Source organism: Xanthomonas sp. NCPPB 2586 (assembly GCF_041475775.2).
Classification (GTDB): Bacteria; Pseudomonadota; Gammaproteobacteria; order Xanthomonadales; family Xanthomonadaceae; genus Xanthomonas; species Xanthomonas campestris.
Window position 1 is genome coordinate 3,859,562 of record NZ_CM192981.1, and the last position, 21,092, is coordinate 3,880,653.

Sequence of the window (21,092 nt, forward strand, 5' to 3'; positions counted from 1 at the left end):
GGCGCTTTGACAAGCGAACGGCCGCACGTGGCGGCCGTTCGGCGGGTTGAGATCAGGCGGCGAGGATCTTGTTCCACTCCGCAACGCGGTCGGCCTTGGCGGCCAGCACGGCGTCGGTGTCGCCTTCGATGGTGAGCGTGTTGATGGTGTCGCCCTGGGCAACGCTATCCACCACGTCCAGGCCCTGGGTGACCTTGCCGAACACGGTGTGCTTGCCGTCCAGCCACGGGGTGGCGGTGTGGGTGATGAAGAACTGGCTGCCATTGGTGTTGGGGCCGGCATTGGCCATGGACAGCACGCCGCGCTCGTGGCCGACGCCATTGTTGGCCTCGTCTTCGAAACGATAGCCCGGGCCGCCGCGGCCGGAGCCTTCGGGGCAACCGCCCTGGATCATGAAGTCGGCGATGACGCGGTGGAAGCTCAGGCCGTTGTAGAAGCCGCGCTTGGCCAGATTGACGAAGTTGGCCACGGTCAGCGGTGCCTTCTTCGGATACAGCTCAACAACGATCGGGCCGCGGGACGTGTCGAAAGTGGCGATCAGGGACATGGAAATCCTTGCAGGTTCTGGGGTGATCAACAGCACATTAGGATACACCCGGGCGCGTGGACGTCCGCGCGGTTACGACCATGGTCCAAGGCCGTCGCCGGGCCGGGATTCGAGCCGCCATCACGCTGCCTGAATGGGCGATCTGAATCGACTTGCGCCAATCCGCAACGGCACGGCAACGAAACCGCTATAATGTCGGGCTTACCTCATCTCAAGACTGGCGCCAGACAGGGGCCCTTTCCGCATGTCTATCGAAAAACTCCGCAACATCGCCATCGTCGCGCACGTCGACCATGGCAAGACCACTCTCGTCGACTGCCTGCTGAAGCAGTCCGGCACCCTGTCCGAACGCACCGTGTTGGCTGAGCGCGTGATGGACAGCAACGATCAGGAAAAGGAACGTGGCATCACGATCCTGGCCAAGAACACCGCCATCACCTGGAACGGCAACCGCATCAACATCGTCGACACCCCGGGACACGCCGACTTCGGTGGCGAAGTCGAGCGCGTGCTGTCGATGGTGGACTCGGTGCTGATCCTGGTCGACGCGATGGACGGCCCGATGCCGCAGACGCGCTTCGTGACCCAGAAGGCGTTCGCGATGGGCTTCAAGCCGATCGTGGTGGTCAACAAGATCGACCGTCCCGGCGCACGTCCGGACTGGGTGATCGACCAGGTGTTCGACCTGTTCGACAAGCTCGGCGCAACCGACGAGCAGCTGGACTTCCCGATCGTCTACACCTCGGCACTGAACGGCTACGCCAGCCTGGATTCCAACGTGCGCGACGGCGACATGACCCCGCTGTACGAAGCGATCATGCAGCACGTCTCGGCACCGGACGTCGATCCGGACGGCCCGTTCCAGATGCGCATCAGCCAGCTGGACTACAACAACTTCGTCGGCGTGATCGGCATCGGCCGCATCCAGCGCGGCGTGCTGAAGAAGAACATGCCGGTCAGCGTGATCGACCGTGAAGGCAAGAAGCGTCAGGGCAAGGTGCTGCAGGTGCTGGGCTTCCTGGGCCTGGAGCGCATCGAGCAGGACACCGCCGAAGCCGGCGATATCGTCGCCATCTCCGGTGTGGCCGAGCTGACCATTTCCGACACCGTCTGTGCGCTCGACGCGCCGGAAGGCCTGCCGCCGCTGACCGTGGACGAGCCGACCATCTCGATGACCTTCCAGGTCAACAACTCGCCGTTCGCCGGCAACAAGGACCTGTCCGGTGGCAAGTTCCTGACCAGCCGCCAGCTGCGCGACCGTCTGGACCGCGAGAAGGTGCACAACGTTGCGCTGAAAGTCGAAGAAGGCTCCGACGCCGACAAGTTCCTGGTCTCCGGCCGTGGCGAACTGCATCTGTCGGTGCTGATCGAAAACATGCGTCGTGAAGGCTACGAGCTGGCCGTGTCGCGTCCGGAAGTGATCATCAAGGAAATCGACGGCAAGCAGATGGAGCCGATCGAACAGCTGGTGGTGGACATCGAAGAACAGCACCAGGGCGGCGTGATGGAAAAGCTGGGCACCCGCAAGGGCCAGCTGAAGAACATGGAGCCGGACGGCAAGGGCCGCGTGCGTCTGGATTACATGATCCCGGCGCGTGGCCTGATCGGCTTCCAGAACGAGTTCCGCACCCTGACCCAGGGCTCGGGCCTGCTGTTCCACGTGTTCGACCATTACGGCCCGAAGGAACAGGGCGCCATCGCCAAGCGCCAGAACGGCGTGATGATTGCCAACGCACCGGGCGCAACGCCGGCCTATGCGCTGGGGCCGTTGGAAGAGCGTGGCCGCCTGTTCGCCGCTGAAGGCGACAACGTGTACGAAGGCCAGCTGATCGGTATCCACTCCAAGGACAACGATCTGACCGTCAACGCCATCAAGACCAAGCCGCTGACCAACATGCGCGCGTCGGGCAAGGACGACGCGATCAAGCTGACCCCGGCGATCAAGTACACGCTGGAACAGGCCCTGGACTTCATCGAGGACGACGAGCTGGTGGAAGTCACCCCGAAGGAAATCCGCCTGCGCAAGAAGTTCCTGACCGAAAGCGACCGTAAGCGCGCCGGCCGTTCGGGCTGATCGTTTAGGCCTACGGTCGTGAGCGACACGCCCTACAGCCCGGATCCGCGTGCGCATCCGGGGCTGCACCTGATCGCCTTGCTCGAGGCGGTCAAGGGCATGCTTGCGATCCTGGCGGCGACGGGCCTGGAGATTCTGGGCCCGCTCCCGCTGCAACATGCGGTCAGCACGCTGATTCGCCGTTTCAGTCTGGACCCCGACCACGGCGCACTGCCGTCGTTGCTCAAGACCATCAACCCCGATGCGGTGCATCTGGCCGCCGCCGCCATGCTGGCCTACGGCCTGCTGCATGTGGTGGAAGCGTGGGGTCTGTGGCGTGCCAAGGCCTGGGCCTCCGTGCTCGGCTGCCTGTCTGCCGCCATCTATTTGCCATTCGATATCTACGCCATCGTCCGCCATCCCGGCTGGACCGCCTGGGGCGTGCTGGCGATCAACCTGATCGTGGTCGGCGTGCTGGCGCGCGACCTGGTGCGGCGCCGACGTCACTGACGCCACCGTTCACTGCCCTGCCCGTTCGGCACATTGTCCCCCCGCCGCAGCGCCGCTAGCCTGCGAAGCTGATCCTTGGGGAAACCGACGATGCGCACACCCATCCTGTCCCTGCTTTCCCTGGCCGCGTTGAGCGGCTGCGCTGTTGCTGCCGACAAGCCCGTTGTCGCCGACGCGGCCGTGCCGCCTGCGCCTGTCGAGGTGGTCGAAGCCGATATTGCGACTCTGCAGGCGCGCATGCAGGCCGGCCAGTCCAGCTGCGTCCAACTCACGCACGCCTACCTGCAGCGCATCGCCCGCATCGACCGCGCCGGACCAAGCCTAAATGCAGTGATCGAACTGAACCCGCAGGCCGAAGCCGACGCCGCCGCGCTGGATGCCGAACGTCGTGCTGGCCAGGTGCGCGGCCCGCTGCACGGCATCCCGCTCCTGCTCAAGGACAACATCGACGCGCTGCCGATGGTCAACAGCGCCGGGTCGCTGGCGTTGGCCAGCTTCCGTCCCACACAGGATGCGTTCCTGGTGCAGCGCCTGCGCGCGGCGGGCGCGGTGATCCTGGGCAAGACCAATCTCAGCGAATGGGCCAATTTTCGCTCTACCCAATCCAGTTCGGGCTGGAGCGGCCGCGGTGGGCTGACTCGTAATCCGTACGCGCTGGACCGCAACCCATGCGGCTCCAGCGCCGGCACCGGCGCGGCGATTGCCGGCAGCCTGGCCACGGCAGGCATCGGCACCGAGACCGATGGCAGCATCACCTGCCCGGCTGCAGTCAATGGCCTGGTCGGGCTCAAGCCCACGGTGGGCCTGGTCAGCCGTGACGGCATCATTCCCATCTCGGCCAGCCAGGACACTGCCGGGCCGATGACGCGCACCGTTGCCGATGCGGCCGCGGTACTGCAGGCGATTGCCGCGCCCGATCCGCAAGACCCGGCCACGCGCACTGCGCCGCCGTCCACACCGAACTATCTCGCCCACCTCAAGCCCGATGGCCTGCGCGGCGCGCGCCTGGGCCTGTTGCGCAATCCACTGCGCGAGGATCCCGCGATCGCCGCCGCGTTGGATCGCGCCGTACAGACCCTGCGCGCGGCAGGTGCCACGGTGATCGAAACCCGCCTGGCCACCGATGGACAGTGGGATGCCGCTGAGCAGACGGTCCTGTTGGTCGAATTTAAGGCCGGCTTGAATGCCTACCTGCGCAGCCACGCCGCGCCGGTCAAAGACCTGGATGCGCTGGTTGCCTTCAATCGCGCCAATGCGCAGCGCGAAATGCCCTACTTCGGCCAGGAGTTGTTCGAGCAGGCGCAGGCTGCGCCGGGCCTGGAGGACCCGGCTTATCTGAGCGCGCGCGCCAGCGCCAGACGGCTCGCCGGCGAACAAGGCATCGACGCCGCACTGAAGGCCGACCGCCTGGACGCGCTGATCGTCCCGACCACCGGCCCTGCCTGGGTTACCACGCTCGGCAAGGGCGACACGTTTCCCGGTGCCGGCTACGGCGCCGCGGCAGTGGCCGGATATCCCAGCCTGAGTGTGCCGATGGGGCAAACCCAGGGCTTGCCGCTCGGATTGCTGTTCATGGGCGCCGCGTGGAGCGAGCCGCGCCTGATCGAACTGGGCTACGCCTACGAACAACGCAGCCATGCGCGGTTTGCGCCCGGCTACGCGCCGAGCGCGCCGCCAGCGGCGACACCGGGCCCATCGCAATCGAAGACGGCCAACTGACCGCACCGCAAGGCAGCGTGGAGGCGATGCAGGCATCGACATCACCAAACAACATCACCAGGATGTCGCGCTACTTGCAGCCCAGGCAGCTGCGCACTGCCAGCCGTGTCGGTGCGCAGCATCGCGAACCGCTTGGCCGCCAGCGCATACCGCCGCGGCCAAGCGGCTCAGCAGGCAGCGCTAGATCGACGCTGCAGGCTCGCCGTCTTCCGCTCCCGGCGAGCGCACGCTTTCCGGCGCAATCGGCTGCGGCGTACGGGACGCGGGCTTTTCTTCGCCGGTAATTTCGGCACGGATCCTCGGCAATGCGTAGGCGTGCTCGCGGGTCAGGAAATCGATCATGCGCTCGCGCACCAGGCAGCGCAGGTCGAACGCGTCGCCGGAATTACGCGCACTCACCAGCAGACGCACCTGGATGGTGTTGTCGCTGGTATCGGTGATCTGGGTGACGCAGACACGCCCGTCCCACAGCGGCTCGCTGTGGCAGATACGCTCCAGCTCTGCGCGTACCGCGGCGATCGGTGTGCGGTAATCCAGCCACAGGAACGCGGTACCCAGCAGGTCGGCGCTGGCACGCGTCCAGTTCTGGAACGGGTTCTCGATGAACCAGGTCAGCGGCACCACCATGCGCCGCTCATCCCAGATGCGCACCACCACATACGAGCTGCCGATCTCCTCGATCCGCCCCCATTCGCCTTCCACAATCACCACATCGTCCAGGCGGATCGGCTGCGTCAGCGCGATCTGCAAACCGGCGATCAGGTTGCCGAACACCGGCTTGGCGGCGATACCGGCCACCAGGCCGATGATGCCCGCCGAGGCCAATAACGTCTTGCCGATCTGGCGCACCTGCTCAAAGCCCAGCAGCACCACCGAGATACCGAGCAGGATCACTGCCCCCATCACCACCCGGCTCAGCACGCGCGTCTGCGTCTGGATGCGTCGGGCGGTGAGGTTGTCGGCCACCTCGATCGGGTTGCTGCGCAGGATCGCCGCCTCGCCGGCAGCCACTGCGCGCACCAGCAGCCAGGTCACACAGCCGACGATGCCCACGTGCAGCAGGTGCTGCACAGCGGCCAGCGCCTTTTCCGACAACGGCGTGGCTTCGGTGGCAACGCTGAGAAACAGCAGCGGCAGGATGAAGGCCGCCGGCAAGGTGATCACGCGGATGATGCGTGCGCGGCGATAGTCGCGGCCCTGCATGCGGCGGAACAGCCACAGCAGCAATGACCAGGCCACCAGCCCCGCCAGCAGTGCAGCGCCTAGCGGGATGGCGTATTCGCGAATGACGTTCCAATCGGCAGTCAAACCGTTCCTCCTGTGGGGGGGGGAAAGAGGGATGGCTGCGAGAGCATGCCGCAAGCGGCATGAGCATCACGTCATGCGCACGCGCATTTAGCCGCCCAGCGGCTGCGCGGCCACCTGTTGCTGCTTGCGTACGATCGCCATGGCGATCTCCAGCGACTGCTCGTAATTCAGGCGCGGATCCACGCTGGACCGGTACGCACGCTCGAGGTCGCGTTCGGTCAGCTCACGCGCGCCACCGGTGCACTCGGTGACATCTTCGCCGGTCAATTCCAGATGCACCCCGCCCAAGCGCGTGCCTGCGGCGGCGTGCAGGTCGAACGACAGTTCCACCTCGCTACGGATGTTGTCGAACCGCCGCGTCTTGTAGCCGTTGCCGGTGCTTTCAGTATTGCCATGCATCGCATCGCACACCCACAGCACGCGCCGGCCGTCGCGCTTGACCGCATCCAGCAGCGGCGGCAATTTCTCGGCAATCTGTGCGGCGCCCATGCGGTGAATGAAGCTCAGGCGGCCTGGCTCATCTTCGGGATTGAGCACATCCATCAAACGCAGCAACTGATCCGGCTGCACCGACGGCCCCACCTTGATCGCGATCGGGTTACGCACGCCGCGCAGATATTCCACATGCGCGCCGTCCAGCGCCGCGGTGCGCATACCGATCCACGGGTAATGCGTGCTGAGGTTGAACCAACCCCATTGGCGCGGCACCTGCCGGGTCAGGCCTTCTTCGTAGGGCAGTAGCAAGGCCTCGTGCGAGGTGTAGAAGTCGATGCGATTGAGGTTGTAGACCTCCGCTCCCGACAACGTCTCCATGAAGCGCACCGCATCGCCGATCGAGGACACCATCTTCTGGTAGTCGGCTGCCAGCGGCGAATAACCCACCCACTGCAGATTCCAGTATTCGGGATGATGCAGGTCAGCGAAGCCGCCATCGATCAGCGCCCGCACGAAATTCATCGTCATCGCCGAGCGCGAATGCGCGGTGATCATGCGCCGCGGATCGGGCACGCGCGCGGCTTCGGTGAAGGCTGGCGCATTGATTACATCGCCGCGGTAGCTCGGCAGCGTTACGCCATCGCGCGTCTCGGTATCGGCCGAACGCGGCTTGGCGTACTGGCCTGCAAACCGGCCCACCCGCACGACCGGCAGGCGCAAGCCATGCACCAGCACCAGGCTCATTTGCAGCAGCACCTTCAGGCGATTGGAGATGGTGCCCGATTCGCAATCGCTGAAGTTCTCCGCGCAGTCGCCGCCCTGCAGCAGGAAGCGCTTGCCCTCCTGCGCTTCGGCCAGCTGGCGCTTGAGCGCGAAGATTTCCCACGACGTCACCAACGGCGGCAATTGGCGCAGCTCATCGAGCGTGTGCTCAAGCGCCGCCGCGTCCGGATAAGTCGGCATCTGCAGCGCCGTGCGCTGGCGCCAGCTTTGCGGCGACCAGGCGTCCGGCTGGTGGTCGGTCGAGGGGGAAGAAGCGGACATCGTGTACTCCAGAAGATCGCAGACGCCGGCCGCAGCCGGACCCATCAGAACAACTTGCGCGGGCCGCGGTGCTTGAAGCCCGCATACAGCGCCCACAGCGCCAGGCCGACAAACCAGACCATGCTCCACATCGGCATGCTCAGCCCCAGAAAGCGCCAGTCGATATTGCCGCAGTCACCGGTGCCCGTCAGCACCGTGCGGAACACTTCGAACGGGCCCATCGTTTCGCTCAGAAAACTCAGCGGCGGCCCACACGAAGACATCATGTCCTTGGGACGGATCTGCACCCACACATGCCGCGCCGCAATGCCCATGCCCACGCCGGCAGCAATGAAGGCCAGCACGCCATACGCCTTGCGCCCACCGGCCCCACGTGGGCCATGTAAGGCGCCCAGCAGGAACAGCAAGGCCAATGTGGCAAACGCGATGCGCTGGAAAATGCACAGCGGGCATGGTTCCAGGCCCAGATGCAGCTGCACGTAGATCGCATAGGCCAGCAAGCCGGCACAGGCCAGAAAGCCCAGCAGGAATTGCGCCCGAAAACCCCAACGGAATGGATTCATCGTTACCGCTTGCCAAGGACCAAGATGCGGATTATCTGCCATCCCCGGCCCGCTGACCACGCATGCTCGGGGCCGCTGCGGCAATCCGTGCCGATGCTGCGCTTAACTGACACCCGCTTCGCTTGATTGCCTGCAACCGCGCGCCGCTTTCGACCAGAGCAGCCTGGCGCAGGAACCGCTGGTGGCGACGCGCGGCAGCATCGCAGCCCGTTGATACAGGCGCTGGGGCACTACCAGAACACAGCTCTACAGCAGACGTGAATGAGGTTATCGGCCCTCGCCGCTTACGTCCTTTCGCATCCGCACCCGAGGCAAGCAGATGGCGTACGCCGGTGGTGTGGACAGCAGCGCCGGGTGCGCGTGAACACGCCAGGACGGCATCGCTACTGCGATGGCATCAGCGCGCTCTTCAAGGGCCGCAGTCCACCGTGGACGTTACCGATGCCCAGCTGCCGCCTCTTCCGCGCACCGGCCGACACCGCTGGTCCAGCGCATGCAAGCCAGCACACACCTCACCGCTGGTCCACAACGAAAAAGCCCGGCATGGGCCGGGCTCCTTCAAGAATCTTTGCGACGAGACGATCCGATTATTCGGACACTTCCTCGGCGACGACCGGACGGTCGACCAGCTCCACATACGCCATCGGCGCATTGTCACCGGCACGGAAGCCAGCCTTCAGGATGCGCAGGTAGCCGCCGGGACGGGTCGCGTAACGCGGGCCCAGCTCGACGAACAGCTTGCCCACGGCTTCCTTGTCGCGCAGGCGGGCGAACGCCAGACGACGGTTTGCAACGCCATCGACCTTGCCGATGGTGATCAGCGGCTCGGCAACACGACGCAGTTCCTTGGCCTTCGGCAAGGTGGTTTTGATCAGCTCGTGCTTGAACAGCGAGGCTGCCATGTTGCGGAACATGGCCTCGCGGTGCGCGCTGGTGCGGTTGAACTTACGACCGGATTTCTGGTGACGCATGAGTGTGATTCCTATGGAATATTGAGACTACTGAGAGACGTTGTCGCCATCCTGGCGCTGTTGAATGGACTGCGGTTGGTCCGAGCCGGTTGTCCTTGACCGGGTGCCACCGCGGGCTTTGGCCCGTCGATGTAAAAAAAGCATGGGCGCCCGAAGACGCCCATGCGGTGTTGCATTAACCAAGCATGCCGTGCTGAGCGACACCGGCCGGCGGCCAGTTCTCCAGCTTCATACCCAGTGCAAGGCCGCGCTGTGCCAGCACTTCCTTGATTTCGGTCAGCGACTTCTTGCCCAGATTCGGGGTCTTGAGCAGCTCGACTTCGGTCTTCTGGATCAGATCGCCGATGTAGTAGATGCTCTCAGCCTTCAGGCAGTTGGCCGAACGCACGGTCAGCTCGAGGTCGTCGATCGGGCGCAGCAGCACCGGATCCACGCCGCTGGCAGCCGGCTTGGCCGCACCGCGATCGCGGTGGGTGAAATCGCCGAACACCGACAGCTGATCGCTGAGGATGTCGGCGGCGGTGCGCACGGCTTCCTCGGCATCGATCGTGCCGTTGGTTTCGATATCGATGACCAGCTTGTCGAGGTCGGTACGCTGTTCGACGCGTGCAGCTTCCACGGCATAGGCAACGCGACGCACGGGCGAGAACGACGCATCCAGCATCAGACGACCGATGGTGCGGGTCTCTTCGTCCGGACGACGACGCGCGGCAGCCGGCTGATAGCCAAAACCACGCTCGATCTTCAGGCGCATGTTCAGCGCCGTGTCCTTGGTCAGGTGGCAGATCACGTGGTCGCCGTTGATGATCTCAACGTTGTGATCGGTCCTGATGTCGGCCGCAGTGACCGTACCCGGACCCTGCTTGGACAACGACAGCGTGGCGCTATCGCCGCTGTGCATCCGGATTGCCACATCCTTCAGGTTGAGCAGGACGTCAAGCACGTCTTCCTGCAGCCCTTCGACCGTGGTGTACTCATGCAGCACGCCGTCGATCTCGACCTCGGTGATCGCAAAACCGGGGATCGACGACAACAGCACACGACGCAGGGCATTGCCCAGCGTGTGCCCGTAACCGCGCTCCAACGGTTCGATTACGACCTTTGCGCGGTTGTCGGTAAGACGTTCGATCTGCGGACCGCGGGGGCGCAGAACCTGGTTGGCGGTAACCGTCATGTTGCGGGGTCTCCTGCGAACCTCCGGCGGTGCCGGAGGCTCTCCAATGTGAATTACTTCGAATACAACTCGACGATCAGCGCTTCGTTGATATCCGAAGGCAGGTCGGCGCGATCCGGAACGGCCTTGAACACGCCGCTGAACTTCTTCGAATCGACTTCGACCCACGACGGTGTCATGTCGTGCTGCTCAGCCACGGTCAGGGCTTCCTGCACGCGGAGCTGCTTCTGTGCCTTTTCCGACAGCGTGATCGCATCGCCAGCCTTGATCTGGTACGAAGCCAGATTCACCGACTTGCCATTGACCAGCACGCCACGGTGCGACACCAGCTGGCGCGCGGCCGGACGGGTGACGGCAAAGCCCATGCGGTAACAGACGTTGTCCAGACGGGTTTCCAGCAACTGCAGCAGGTTCTCGCCGGTGTTGCCCTTCTTGGTCGAGGCCTTCTTGTAGTAGTTGCGGAACTGACGCTCCAGCAAACCGTAGACGCGCTTGACCTTCTGCTTTTCACGCAGCTGGGTAGCGTAGTCGGAGAGCTTGCCCTTGCGAGCCGCGCCGTGCTGGCCGGGCTTCTGCTCAAGCTTGCACTTGGAGTCCAGCGCACGCGCCGGGCTCTTGAGGGAAAGGTCGGCGCCTTCACGGCGCGCGAGCTTACAGGTAGGACCGATATAACGAGCCATTTCTTATCGCTCCCTTTAGACGCGACGCTTCTTCGGCGGACGGCACCCGTTGTGCGGGATTGGCGTCACGTCGATGATGTTGGTGATCTTGTAGCCCACGTTGTTCAACGAACGCACGGCCGACTCACGGCCCGGACCCGGACCCTTGATACGCACTTCCAGCGACTTCACGCCGTAGTCGAGCGCAGCGCGGCCAGCCTTTTCGGCGGCAACCTGAGCAGCGAACGGGGTCGACTTGCGCGAACCACGAAAACCGGCGCCGCCGGACGTAGCCCACGACAGCGCATTACCCTGGCGATCGGTGATGGTGACGATGGTGTTGTTGAACGAAGCGTGGACGTGAGCGACGCCGTCAGTGATGACGCGCTTGATCTTCTTCTTCGTTTTCTTTTCTGCTGGCTTTGCCATGATCTATCCCTTACTTCCTGATCGCCTTGCGCGGACCCTTACGGGTGCGGGCGTTGGTACGGGTACGCTGGCCACGCAGCGGGAGACCACGGCGATGACGCAGACCGCGATAGCAGCCCAGATCCATCAGTCGCTTGATCGCGATACCGATTTCGCGGCGCAGGTCGCCTTCGACGACATACTTGCCGACTTCGGCGCGCAGGCGCTCGATTTCGGGTTCGGACAGATCACGAATCTTCGTGGTCGAGGTGACGCCTGCGGATTCGCAGAGCTTCTTAGAACGGGTACGGCCGATGCCGTAGATGCTTTGCAACCCGACCCAGACGTGCTTCTGGGCTGGCAGGTTGACGCCTGCAATACGCGCCATGACGCGATTCTCCAACTGAGTGATGGCCCGACAGCGCCCAGGCGCCATCCGGCAGGATGGATCAAAAGTGAACTCGGAATTGTAGCAAGGCCTCGGATTGCTTTGAAGCCCGTGGAACCAAAAGTTCCATGGACCCGGCGTGGGGAGTGTGCCCTCGCTCCGGCGCCGGACGGTGTTGATCCAGAAAACTGCTCCGAATCGCCTGTGCTACTCCCGCACAGGACCACCCCGTCACACCCGCGCGCGAGACGTCGCGCGAGCCGCCCTTCTGATCGGAAGATCGTGGTCCGGGAACCAGGCCGTCTTCACGTAATGAAGAACTAGTGTACCACTTAACCGCGCGCTAGACCGCCGCGCGAGCCGCCCTTGAGGTTGGCTTTCTTCAGCAGGCTCTCATACTGGTGCGACATCAGATGCGCCTGGATCTGCGCAATGAAGTCCATCACCACCACCACCGCAATCAACAGCGAGGTGCCACCGAAGTGGAACGAGGTGCCGAGCTGCGTGCGCATGATTTCCGGCAGCAGGCAGACGATCACCAGGTACAGCGAACCGGCGGCAGTCAGGCGGGTCAGCACGCCGTCGACATAGTCGGCGGTGGCCTTGCCCGGCCGGATACCCGGAATCAACGCACCCGACTTCTTGAGGTTGTCGGCGGTTTCCTGCGAGTTGAAGACCAGCGCGGTATAGAAGAATGCGAAACCAATAATCAGCGCTGCAAACACCAGCATGTGCACCGGCTCACCAGGGCCCAGGGCGTTGGCGATGCGCTGCAGCCACGAACCCACGCCACTGCCGGAGGCAGCCTGGCCCGACCACATCGACAGCGTGGCGGGGAACGCCAGGATGCTGGATGCGAAGATCGGCGGAATCACGCCTGCCATGTTGAGCTTCAACGGCAGGAACGAGGTCTGATTCATGTAAGCATTGCGGCCGCCCTGGCGACGCGCATAGTTGACCGTGATACGCCGCTGTCCGCGTTCGACAAACACCACAAACAGCGTAAACGCCAGGATGGTGACGACGATCAGCAGCAACGAGATGAAGCTCAGATTGCCTTCGCGGAATGCTTCGACAGTCTGGATTGCGCCCGACGGAAGCCCTGCGACGATGCCGGCAAAGATGATCAACGACACACCGTTACCGATGCCGCGCTCAGTCACCTGCTCGCCCACCCACATCAGGAAGATGGTGCCGGCAGTCAGTGCAATTACTGCAGTCAGCACAAAGCCCATGCCCGGCGCGTATACCACCGGAGCGCCACCCGGCGCGGTCTGATTCTGCAGTGCCAGCGCGATACTGCCGCCCTGCACCACCGCCAGAAGCACCGCACCGATGCGCGAATACTGGGTGATCTTGCGTCGGCCGGATTCGCCTTCTTTCTGCATCGCCTTGAGCGCGGGAAAGATGTGCGTGGCCAGCTGGATCACGATCGATGCCGAAATGTACGGCATCACGTTCAACGCAAAAACACTGAAACGGTGCAGGGCGCCGCCCGAGAACATGTTGAACATGTCCACGATACCGCCACCCTGCGCCTGCATCAACGAAAGCATGGCATCGGGATTCACGCCAGGCACCGGCACGTAGCAGCCGATGCGATAGACGATCAATGCCCCGAGGACGAACAACAGCCGCTGACGAAGTTCCGTGAACTTGCCAAGCCCGCCACCGAGGTTACCAATGCCAGCCTGCGCCATCTGCCGATTACTCCTCTACGCTGCCGCCAGCAGCTTCGATTGCTGCCTTGGCACCTGCGGTTGCCGCAACGCCCTTTAGCACGAACTTCTTGCTCAGCTCGCCCTTCAGCACGATCTTCGCCTTCTTGGCGCGGCTCGGTACCAGATTGGCCGCACGCAACGCTGCAAAGTCGATCTCACCGGCTTCCAGCTTATCCAGCTGATAGGACAACACTTCAGCGCTGTCACGCGCCATCTTGGAGCGGAAACCGATCTTCGGCAGACGACGCTGCATCGGGGTCTGGCCGCCTTCGAAGCCAGCCTTGATCTTGCCGCCGCCCTTACGTGCGAACGAACCCTTGTGGCCGCGGCCGCAGGTCTTGCCCAGGCCGGAGCCGATGCCGCGGCCGACGCGCGTGCGCTCGGTACGGGCGCCGTCAGCGGGCTTGAGGTCATTGAGATGCATAGTCATGGGATTAGTCCTCAACCTTGACGAGGTAGTGAACCGTATTGATCAGGCCACGCACCTGCGGGCTGTCCTTGAGTTCACGCACATCGTTGATCTTATTCAGGCCCAACGCATGCACCGACAGGCGGTGACGCGACTGGGTACCACGCAGGCCACGCACCAGGCGCACCTTCACAGTCTTGCCAGTGTCCTTAGCCATGGTTGAGCTCCTCCACCTTCTTGCCGCGCTTGGCCGCAACACGCGCCGGCGACTGCACTTCCGACAGACCCTTCAGGGTTGCACGGACCAGGTTGATCGGATTACGCGAACCAACCGCCTTGGCCAGCACGTTCTTGACGCCGACCGCCTCCAGCACAGCGCGCATGGCGCCGCCTGCGATGACGCCCGTACCTTCCGACGCCGGCTGCATGTAGACGCGGGCTGCGCCGTGACCGGACTTGACGGCATGCCACAAGGTGCCGTTGTTCAGATCAACCGTAGCCAGGTTCTTGCGCGCCTGCTCCATCGACTTCTGGATAGCGACCGGCACTTCGCGCGCCTTGCCGTAACCAAAACCGACCTTGCCCAGACCATCGCCGACCACGGTCAGCGCGGTGAAGGTGAACTGGCGACCGCCCTTGACGGTCTTGCTGACGCGGTTGACCGCGACCAGCTTCTCGATCATGCCGTCGTCGACTTTCTCTTCGCGGTTACGGTCGCGATCACGACCCCGCGGCGCACGTTCTTCTGCCATCTTGATTCCTTGAGTGATTAAGTATGTACGGCTCGAGGCCGCTTATGGTTGTGGAATACAGCGGTGTTCCCGGCGCCATTGCAGAAGAATGGGACGGCCCGGCAGACCCTGCCGGCGGTGGACGTGGAGACGACGCGAGGCCGCCTCCACAGCAGTGCTTTAGAACTGCAGGCCGCCTTCGCGGGCTGCATCGGCAAGCGCCTTGATGCGGCCGTGGTAGCGGTAGCCCGAGCGGTCGAATGCGACCTTCTCGATGCCCGCAGCCTTGGCGCGCTCGGCGATCAGCTTACCAACCTTGACGGCGGCGTCGCTGTTCTTGCCATTCTTCAGGCCGTCCTTGACGTCGGCCTGCAGAGTGTTCGCGGCTGCGATCACCTTGGAACCGTCGGCAGTGAAGACCTGCGCATACAGGTGCTGACCGGTGCGCAGCACCGACAGACGGGCGACGCCCAGTTCGCGGATGTGCGCACGGGTGGACTTCGCGCGACGCAGACGGGCAATGTTCTTGTTGATGCTCATGGTTTAATCCTATGAAAGCTGAAGGAAACAGGCTTCGGTACGAACCCGACCACGCATGGCCGGACCCGCAGAACGACCTGCATTAAGCCTTCTTGGCTTCCTTGCGAATGATGACTTCACCGGCGTACTTCACACCCTTGCCCTTATAGGGCTCCGGCGGACGGAAACCGCGGATCTTGGCGGCGACTTCGCCGACGCGCTGCTTGTCTGCGCCCTGGACCAGGATTTCGGTCTGGGTCGGGGTCGACAGCGTGATGCCTTCCGGCGCCACGAACACCAGCGGGTGCGAGAAGCCGAGCGCCAGGCTCAGATCCTTGCCCTGCATGGCGGCACGATAACCGACGCCCACCAGCTCGAGCTTGCGCTCGAAACCTTCGGAAACGCCCTTGATCATGTTGGCGAGGATCGCGCGCACGGTGCCGGTGATGGCGATCTGCGACGGATCATTGGCCGACAGGGTTGCAACGTCGCCGTCGATGGCGATTTCAACGCCGACCGGCTTCTGCAGGGTCAGGGTGCCCTTCGGGCCCTTGACGCTGATCAGCTCGGGCTGGACGTTGAGCTCAACACCCTTCGGAAGGGACACAGGCTTCTTGGCTACACGGGACATGTTCGATTCCTTCCCTTAGGCCACGAAGCACAGGACTTCACCACCAACGCCGGCTTCGCGAGCCTGCGCATCGGTCATGATGCCCTTCGACGTGGAGATGATGGCGATACCCAGGCCACCCAGGACCTTAGGCAGTTCGGTCTTGCCACGGTACTGGCGCAGACCCGAGCGCGAGAAACGCTTCAGGGTCTCGATGACCGGACGGCCTTCGAAATACTTCAGCACGATTTCCAGCTCCGACTTGTTGTTCTCGGTCGCTGTCACGCGCAGGTCAGTAATGTAACCCTCGTCCTTCAGGACTTGGGCGATCGCAACCTTGATCTTGGATGACGGCAATTTCACCGTCTGCTTACCAACCGCGGCCGCATTCTTGATGCGAACCAGCAGGTCGGCGATGGGATCAGTCATGCTCATATAAGTACCTTTGAGTGCACCGATATCCGCTTTCGCGAAAATCTTGTGTTTTCCTGGGGATGGGCCAGGACCCTTGAACGCTTCACCCCACCCTCACGGGCAAGACAGAAGCGGAAGTATACGACAAAAGAGCCCGACTTGCGTCGGACTCCCTTGTTGAACAGAACAAACCTGTTCCAACCGGCCGCGAGCGGCCGAATTGTGATTACCAGCTGGCCTTGCGCAGACCCGGAACGTCACCGTTCATGGTTGCCTTGCGCAGCATGTTGCGACCAAGACCGAACTTGCGGTAGACACCGCGCGGACGACCGGACAGCTCGCAACGGTTGCGGTGGCGGCTCGGCGACGAATCGCGCGGCAACTTCTGCAACTTGGTCGACGCATCGATCTTCTCTTCGTAGGACGCATCCTGACTGGAGAGGATCTTCTTCAGCGCATCACGCTTGCCGGCGAACTTCTTTGCCAGCTTTGCCCGCTTGATGTCGCGGTGGATCATGGAGGTCTTTGCCATTTCGGATGTCCTCGACGGTCAGTTACGGAACGGGAACTTGAACGCTGCCAGCAGCGCCTTCGCTTCCGCATCCGTCTTGGCGGTGGTGGTGATGGCGATATCCATACCGCGAATCGCGTCGACGGCGTCGAAGTCGATTTCCGGGAAGATGATCTGCTCCTTCACACCCATGTTGAAATTGCCACGACCGTCAAAGGAGCGACCCGAGACACCACGGAAGTCGCGCACGCGCGGCAACGAGATGTTGATCAGACGGTCCAGAAACTCGTACATCTTGGCGCGACGCAACGTGGTCTTGCAGCCGATCGGCCAACCGTCGCGGATCTTGAACGATGCGACCGAAACGCGCGACTTGGTGACCACCGGCTTTTGACCGGAAATCTTGGACATGTCGGCGACCGCATTTTCCAGGATCTTCTTGTTGGTTGCCGCTTCGCCCACGCCCATGTTGAGCGTGACCTTGACCAGCTTCGGCACTTCCATCGGATTGGTGTAGCCGAATTCCTTCATCAGGGCCGGCACCACGTTTTCCTTGTAAAACTTTTCGAGACGAGTGTTCATGATCTCATTCCTCAGGCGTCGAGCGCCTCACCGCTGGAGCGGAACACACGCAATTTGCGTCCATCCTCCAGCACCTTGAAGCCAACGCGCTCGCCCTTGCCCGTTGCCGGGTTGACGATATTGACGTTGGAGATATGGATCGACGCTTCACGCTCGACCACGCCGCCGGCGACACCCGCCTGCGGGTTCGGCTTGGTATGGCGCTTGATGACGTTGGCGTTGGAGACGATCACGCGATCGCCCTCCACACGCACCACTTCACCCTGCTTACCCTTGTCCTTGCCGGTGTTGATGACGACCTGGTCGCCCTTCTTGATACGGTTAGCCATGTGTATGTCCTCCGCTCACAGCACTTCGGGAGCGAGCGAGACGATCTTCATGAACTTCTCGGAACGCAGCTCGCGCGTCACCGGCCCGAAGATGCGGGTCCCGATCGGCTCCTGCTTGTTGTTCAACAGCACAGCGGCATTGCCGTCGAAGCGGATCAGCGAACCGTCGGGACGGCGCACACCCTTGCGGGTACGCACCACGACGGCGTCGTAGACTTCGCCCTTCTTGACCTTGCCACGCGGGATGGCGTCCTTGACGGTCACCTTGATGATGTCACCGATGTGTGCGTAGCGGCGCTTAGAGCCGCCCAGCACCTTGATGCACATCACTTCCTTGGCACCCGAATTGTCGGCCACATCGAGGTAGCTCTGCATCTGGATCATGATTCAGATCTCCCTTAGACGGCCGCACGGGTGACGATTTCGACCACCCGCCAGTTCTTGGTCTTGGACATTGGCGCAATTTCAGTCACGCGCACGACATCGCCTTCGTTGCAGGCATTGTCGGCGTCGTGTGCGTGCAGCTTGGACGAGCGCTTGATGTACTTACCGTACAACGGGTGCTTGACCTGGCGCTCCACCAACACGGTGACCGTCTTGTCCATCTTGTTGCTGACGACACGGCCTTCGACCGTGCGCAGCGTTTGCTTTTCGTTGTTGTCGCTCATCGCGGCCATCCTTACTGGGTGCTGCCGAGCAGGTGCTTGACGCGAGCAATCTCGCGGCGCACCCGGCGGGTTTCGTGGGTCTTCGGCAGCTGGCCGGTGACCTGCTGCATGCGGAGCGAGAATTGCTCCTTACGCAGATCGGTCAGGTGGGCCTTCAGTTCGTCAGCCGACTTCTCGCGGAGTTGTTTGATATCCATCAGCGCACCGTCCGGGTCACGAAAGTGGTGGTCACCGAAAGCTTCGCGGCGGCAAGGCGGAACGCCTCACGTGCGATGTCCTCGGGAATACCCTCGATTTCATAGATCATGCGGCCCGGCTGAATCTGCGCGACCCAGTACTCCACGTTGCCCTTACCGGAGCCCATGCGGACTTCGATCGGCTTCTTGGTGATCGGCTTGTCGGGGAACACACGGATCCACATCTTGCCGCCCTTTTTGACGTGGCGGCTGATCGTACGGCGGGCGGCTTCGATCTGACGCGCGGTCAGCTGACCGTGCGCAGTGGCCTTGAGGCCGTATTCGCCGAAGCTGACGGCGTTTCCGCTCCATGCCAGGCCGTCATTGCGGCCCTTGTGCATCTTGCGATATTTGGTTCGCTTGGGTTGCAACATTGCCGTTACCTCGCTTCACGAGCCGGGCGCGAAGGACGGTCACCACGGTCGCCGCGATCGTTACGATCGTTGCGCGGGCTGTCGTCCTGCTTCTCCTGGCCAACCTGGGAGAAGTCAAAGACCTCGCCCTTATAGATCCAGACCTTGATCCCGATGATGCCGTACGTCGTGGACGCCTCGGCAAAACCGTAATCGATGTCGGCACGTAGCGTGTGCAGCGGCACGCGGCCTTCGCGGTACCACTCCGAACGGGCGATTTCTGCACCGTTGAGGCGGCCAGCCACATTGACCTTGATGCCCAGGGCACCCAGGCGCATCGCGTTACCGACCGAGCGCTTCATTGCACGGCGGAACATGATGCGACGCTCCAGCTGCTGCGCGATCGACTCGGCGACCAGCTGCGCGTCCAGCTCCGGCTTGCGCACTTCGGTGACGTTGATGTGGGCAGGAACACCCATCATCTCGCTCACTTCCTTGCGCAGCTTTTCGATGTCCTCACCACGCTTGCCGATCACCACGCCCGGACGGGCAGTGTGGATCGTCACGCGGGCGGTTTTGGCAGGGCGCTCGATCAAGATCTTGCTGATGCCTGCCTGCGCGAGCTTCTTGCGCAGCATTTCACGCACTTTCAGGTCGGCTGCCAGATAAGCGGCGAAGTCGGCCTTGCTTGCGTACCACTTGGAATTCCAGTCCTTGGCGATGCCGAGGCGGATTCCAGTCGGATGAACTTTATGACCCATGGTCTTTTCCTTTCCGCTTACTTGGCGGCGCCCACAACCACAGTGATGTGGCTGGTGCGCTTGAGGATGCGGGTACCGCGGCCTTTCGCCCGCGCCATGAAACGCTTCAGGGAGGGACCTTCATCAACCATGATGGTCTTGACCTTCAGCTCGTCGACATCCGCGCCCTGATTGTTCTCGGCATTGGCAATAGCCGACTCCACGACCTTTTTGATCAGGTGCGCAGCCTTCTTGTCCGAGAACTTCAGCAGATTGACCGCACGTTCGGCGGACAGTCCACGCACCTGGTCAGCGACCAGGCGGGCCTTCTGCGGGGAGATGCGCGCGGTGCGCAGGATTGCTTTCGCTTCCATCGTCATCTCTCCTTACCTGCTCGACTTCTTGTCGCCACCGTGACCCTTGAAGGTCCGGGTGACGGCAAATTCGCCGAGCTTGTGGCCGACCATATTCTCGTTGACGAGCACCGGAATGTGGTTCTTGCCGTTATGCACGGCGATGGTGATGCCTACCATTTCCGGCAGGATCATCGAACGGCGCGACCAGGTCTTGATCGGCTTCTTGCTACCCGCAGCGGACTCCACCTTCTTTGCAAGGTGGTGATCGACGAACGGGCCCTTCTTAAGTGAACGTGCCATGGTCGATTAGCCCCTACGATCGCGGACGATGAATTGCTGGGTGCGCTTGTTCTTGCGCGTCTTGTAACCCTTGGTCGGAACACCCCACGGGGTGACCGGATGCGGATTACCCTGGCCAGCCTTGGCCTCACCACCACCGTGCGGGTGATCGACCGGGTTCATGGCCGCACCGCGAACGGTCGGGCAAACACCGCGCCAACGCTTGGCGCCGGCCTTGCCCAGCTTCTCGAGGTTGTGCTCGTCGTTGCCGACTTCGCCGATGGTGGCGCGGCACTCGACCGGCACCTTGCGCATTTCGCCCGAGCGCAGACGCAGCGTGGCATAGATGCCTTCGCGAGCGACCAGCTGGACGGCTGCACCGGCTGCACGTGCGATCTGAGCGCCCTTACCCGGCTTCAGTTCGATACCGTGGACCGTCGTACCGACCGGGATGTTGCGCAGCGGCAGCGCGTTACCGGTCTTGATCGGTGCGTTGGCACCGGCGATGACCTGGTCACCCGCCTTCAGGCCCTTGGGGGCGATGATGTAGCGGCGCTCGCCGTCGACATAGCACAGCAGGGCGATATGAGCGGTACGGTTCGGATCGTATTCAATCCGCTCCACACGCGCCGGAATGCCTTCCTTGTTGCGCTTGAAGTCGATGATGCGGTAGTGCTGCTTGTGGCCACCACCGACGTGACGCACGGTGATGCGGCCATGGTGGTTACGACCACCGGACTTGCTCTGCGAGTCGAGCAGTGCCGCATGCGGCGCGCCCTTGTGCAGATCGGGAGTAACCACGCGCACGGCGGAACGACGGCCGGGAGAGGTGGGTTTGAACTTCATCAATGGCAT

The 21,092-nt window shown here is 62.9% G+C and carries 30 protein-coding genes; 3 read left to right on the plus strand and 27 right to left on the minus strand.

Features of this window, described 5'->3' with window-relative positions:
* Nucleotides 1-52: 52 nt before the first annotated feature.
* The gene (locus tag ACCQ09_RS16775; RefSeq protein WP_040941704.1) at nt 53-547 is read right to left on the minus strand and encodes a peptidylprolyl isomerase; all 495 of its coding nucleotides are present in this window, start codon (nt 545-547) and stop codon (nt 53-55) included.
* Between the two features lie 244 nt (nt 548-791).
* Here ACCQ09_RS16775 and typA point away from each other — a divergent pair, with 244 nt between their 5' ends.
* From typA to ACCQ09_RS16790, 3 genes are all read left to right on the plus strand, one after another.
* Nucleotides 792-2,621 (plus strand): translational GTPase TypA, encoded by a 1,830-nt coding sequence (gene typA / locus ACCQ09_RS16780; protein ID WP_011036140.1) that lies wholly within the window; start codon nt 792-794, stop codon nt 2,619-2,621.
* An 18-nt stretch (nt 2,622-2,639) separates the two neighbouring features.
* Nucleotides 2,640-3,110, plus strand: coding sequence for a DUF2127 domain-containing protein (locus ACCQ09_RS16785; protein WP_012439109.1), 471 nt, complete (start codon nt 2,640-2,642; stop codon nt 3,108-3,110).
* A gap of 105 nt (nt 3,111-3,215) precedes the next feature.
* Nucleotides 3,216-4,829 (plus strand): amidase, encoded by a 1,614-nt coding sequence (locus tag ACCQ09_RS16790; RefSeq protein ID WP_040942380.1) that lies wholly within the window; start codon nt 3,216-3,218, stop codon nt 4,827-4,829.
* Nucleotides 4,830-5,009: 180 nt separating this feature from the next.
* Here ACCQ09_RS16790 and ACCQ09_RS16795 read toward each other — a convergent pair whose 3' ends face one another.
* The 26 genes from ACCQ09_RS16795 to rplB form a co-directional block, all read right to left on the minus strand.
* Nucleotides 5,010-6,137, minus strand: a complete 1,128-nt coding sequence (locus ACCQ09_RS16795; RefSeq protein ID WP_014506825.1) for a mechanosensitive ion channel family protein — start codon at nt 6,135-6,137, stop codon at nt 5,010-5,012.
* Between the two features lie 87 nt (nt 6,138-6,224).
* On the minus strand, nt 6,225-7,616 hold the full coding sequence (locus tag ACCQ09_RS16800; protein ID WP_040942381.1) for a class II 3-deoxy-7-phosphoheptulonate synthase: 1,392 nt from the start codon (nt 7,614-7,616) through the stop codon (nt 6,225-6,227).
* 44 nt (nt 7,617-7,660) lie between these two features.
* Entirely contained in the window at nt 7,661-8,179 is a 519-nt protein-coding gene (locus ACCQ09_RS16805) for a disulfide bond formation protein B (protein WP_011036135.1), read from the minus strand.
* 587 nt (nt 8,180-8,766) lie between these two features.
* The gene (gene rplQ, locus ACCQ09_RS16810; RefSeq protein WP_011036134.1) at nt 8,767-9,150 is read right to left on the minus strand and encodes a 50S ribosomal protein L17; all 384 of its coding nucleotides are present in this window, start codon (nt 9,148-9,150) and stop codon (nt 8,767-8,769) included.
* Nucleotides 9,151-9,325: 175 nt separating this feature from the next.
* A complete protein-coding gene (locus ACCQ09_RS16815) occupies nt 9,326-10,324 on the minus strand; it encodes a DNA-directed RNA polymerase subunit alpha (protein WP_002811635.1) in 999 nt (332 codons plus the stop codon).
* A gap of 53 nt (nt 10,325-10,377) precedes the next feature.
* The gene (rpsD, locus tag ACCQ09_RS16820) at nt 10,378-11,004 is read right to left on the minus strand and encodes a 30S ribosomal protein S4 (RefSeq protein ID WP_040941705.1); all 627 of its coding nucleotides are present in this window, start codon (nt 11,002-11,004) and stop codon (nt 10,378-10,380) included.
* Nucleotides 11,005-11,019: 15 nt separating this feature from the next.
* Entirely contained in the window at nt 11,020-11,412 is a 393-nt protein-coding gene (gene rpsK / locus ACCQ09_RS16825; protein WP_003486671.1) for a 30S ribosomal protein S11, read from the minus strand.
* Nucleotides 11,413-11,422: 10 nt separating this feature from the next.
* Entirely contained in the window at nt 11,423-11,779 is a 357-nt protein-coding gene (gene rpsM, locus ACCQ09_RS16830) for a 30S ribosomal protein S13 (RefSeq protein ID WP_003486672.1), read from the minus strand.
* Between the two features lie 332 nt (nt 11,780-12,111).
* Nucleotides 12,112-13,479, minus strand: a complete 1,368-nt coding sequence (secY, locus tag ACCQ09_RS16835) for a preprotein translocase subunit SecY (RefSeq protein ID WP_040941706.1) — start codon at nt 13,477-13,479, stop codon at nt 12,112-12,114.
* Nucleotides 13,480-13,486: 7 nt separating this feature from the next.
* The gene (gene rplO / locus ACCQ09_RS16840; RefSeq protein WP_012439114.1) at nt 13,487-13,930 is read right to left on the minus strand and encodes a 50S ribosomal protein L15; all 444 of its coding nucleotides are present in this window, start codon (nt 13,928-13,930) and stop codon (nt 13,487-13,489) included.
* A gap of 4 nt (nt 13,931-13,934) precedes the next feature.
* Nucleotides 13,935-14,126 (minus strand): 50S ribosomal protein L30, encoded by a 192-nt coding sequence (gene rpmD, locus ACCQ09_RS16845; RefSeq protein ID WP_006450646.1) that lies wholly within the window; start codon nt 14,124-14,126, stop codon nt 13,935-13,937.
* Nucleotides 14,119-14,661, minus strand: coding sequence for a 30S ribosomal protein S5 (gene rpsE / locus ACCQ09_RS16850; protein ID WP_003486682.1), 543 nt, complete (start codon nt 14,659-14,661; stop codon nt 14,119-14,121). The genes rpmD and rpsE overlap by 8 nt, the downstream gene beginning before the upstream one ends.
* A gap of 159 nt (nt 14,662-14,820) precedes the next feature.
* On the minus strand, nt 14,821-15,180 hold the full coding sequence (gene rplR, locus ACCQ09_RS16855; protein ID WP_005993383.1) for a 50S ribosomal protein L18: 360 nt from the start codon (nt 15,178-15,180) through the stop codon (nt 14,821-14,823).
* Nucleotides 15,181-15,262: 82 nt separating this feature from the next.
* Nucleotides 15,263-15,790 (minus strand): 50S ribosomal protein L6, encoded by a 528-nt coding sequence (gene rplF, locus ACCQ09_RS16860; protein ID WP_011036130.1) that lies wholly within the window; start codon nt 15,788-15,790, stop codon nt 15,263-15,265.
* Between the two features lie 15 nt (nt 15,791-15,805).
* The gene (rpsH, locus tag ACCQ09_RS16865; RefSeq protein WP_010371096.1) at nt 15,806-16,204 is read right to left on the minus strand and encodes a 30S ribosomal protein S8; all 399 of its coding nucleotides are present in this window, start codon (nt 16,202-16,204) and stop codon (nt 15,806-15,808) included.
* Between the two features lie 205 nt (nt 16,205-16,409).
* Complete coding sequence (gene rpsN / locus ACCQ09_RS16870) at nt 16,410-16,715, minus strand: 30S ribosomal protein S14 (protein ID WP_005917137.1); 306 nt, start codon at nt 16,713-16,715, stop codon at nt 16,410-16,412.
* Nucleotides 16,716-16,733: 18 nt separating this feature from the next.
* Nucleotides 16,734-17,276: a 50S ribosomal protein L5 gene (rplE, locus tag ACCQ09_RS16875; protein WP_010371090.1), complete on the minus strand. Its 543-nt coding sequence runs from the start codon at nt 17,274-17,276 to the stop codon at nt 16,734-16,736.
* Nucleotides 17,277-17,287: 11 nt separating this feature from the next.
* Entirely contained in the window at nt 17,288-17,605 is a 318-nt protein-coding gene (gene rplX / locus ACCQ09_RS16880; RefSeq protein ID WP_008571669.1) for a 50S ribosomal protein L24, read from the minus strand.
* 15 nt (nt 17,606-17,620) lie between these two features.
* A complete protein-coding gene (gene rplN, locus ACCQ09_RS16885) occupies nt 17,621-17,989 on the minus strand; it encodes a 50S ribosomal protein L14 (protein WP_003486699.1) in 369 nt (122 codons plus the stop codon).
* 14 nt (nt 17,990-18,003) lie between these two features.
* Nucleotides 18,004-18,273: a 30S ribosomal protein S17 gene (rpsQ, locus tag ACCQ09_RS16890; protein WP_011036129.1), complete on the minus strand. Its 270-nt coding sequence runs from the start codon at nt 18,271-18,273 to the stop codon at nt 18,004-18,006.
* Nucleotides 18,274-18,284: 11 nt separating this feature from the next.
* Nucleotides 18,285-18,470, minus strand: a complete 186-nt coding sequence (rpmC, locus tag ACCQ09_RS16895) for a 50S ribosomal protein L29 (RefSeq protein ID WP_011036128.1) — start codon at nt 18,468-18,470, stop codon at nt 18,285-18,287.
* Nucleotides 18,470-18,883, minus strand: a complete 414-nt coding sequence (gene rplP, locus ACCQ09_RS16900) for a 50S ribosomal protein L16 (RefSeq protein ID WP_011036127.1) — start codon at nt 18,881-18,883, stop codon at nt 18,470-18,472. Before rplP ends, rpmC begins: the two co-directional genes overlap by 1 nt.
* 5 nt (nt 18,884-18,888) lie before the next feature.
* Nucleotides 18,889-19,623, minus strand: coding sequence for a 30S ribosomal protein S3 (gene rpsC, locus ACCQ09_RS16905; RefSeq protein ID WP_011036126.1), 735 nt, complete (start codon nt 19,621-19,623; stop codon nt 18,889-18,891).
* A gap of 17 nt (nt 19,624-19,640) precedes the next feature.
* The gene (gene rplV, locus ACCQ09_RS16910; RefSeq protein WP_003486710.1) at nt 19,641-19,976 is read right to left on the minus strand and encodes a 50S ribosomal protein L22; all 336 of its coding nucleotides are present in this window, start codon (nt 19,974-19,976) and stop codon (nt 19,641-19,643) included.
* 12 nt (nt 19,977-19,988) lie between these two features.
* Nucleotides 19,989-20,258, minus strand: a complete 270-nt coding sequence (gene rpsS, locus ACCQ09_RS16915; RefSeq protein ID WP_005993369.1) for a 30S ribosomal protein S19 — start codon at nt 20,256-20,258, stop codon at nt 19,989-19,991.
* A 6-nt stretch (nt 20,259-20,264) separates the two neighbouring features.
* Nucleotides 20,265-21,092: a 50S ribosomal protein L2 gene (gene rplB, locus ACCQ09_RS16920; RefSeq protein WP_040941707.1), complete on the minus strand. Its 828-nt coding sequence runs from the start codon at nt 21,090-21,092 to the stop codon at nt 20,265-20,267.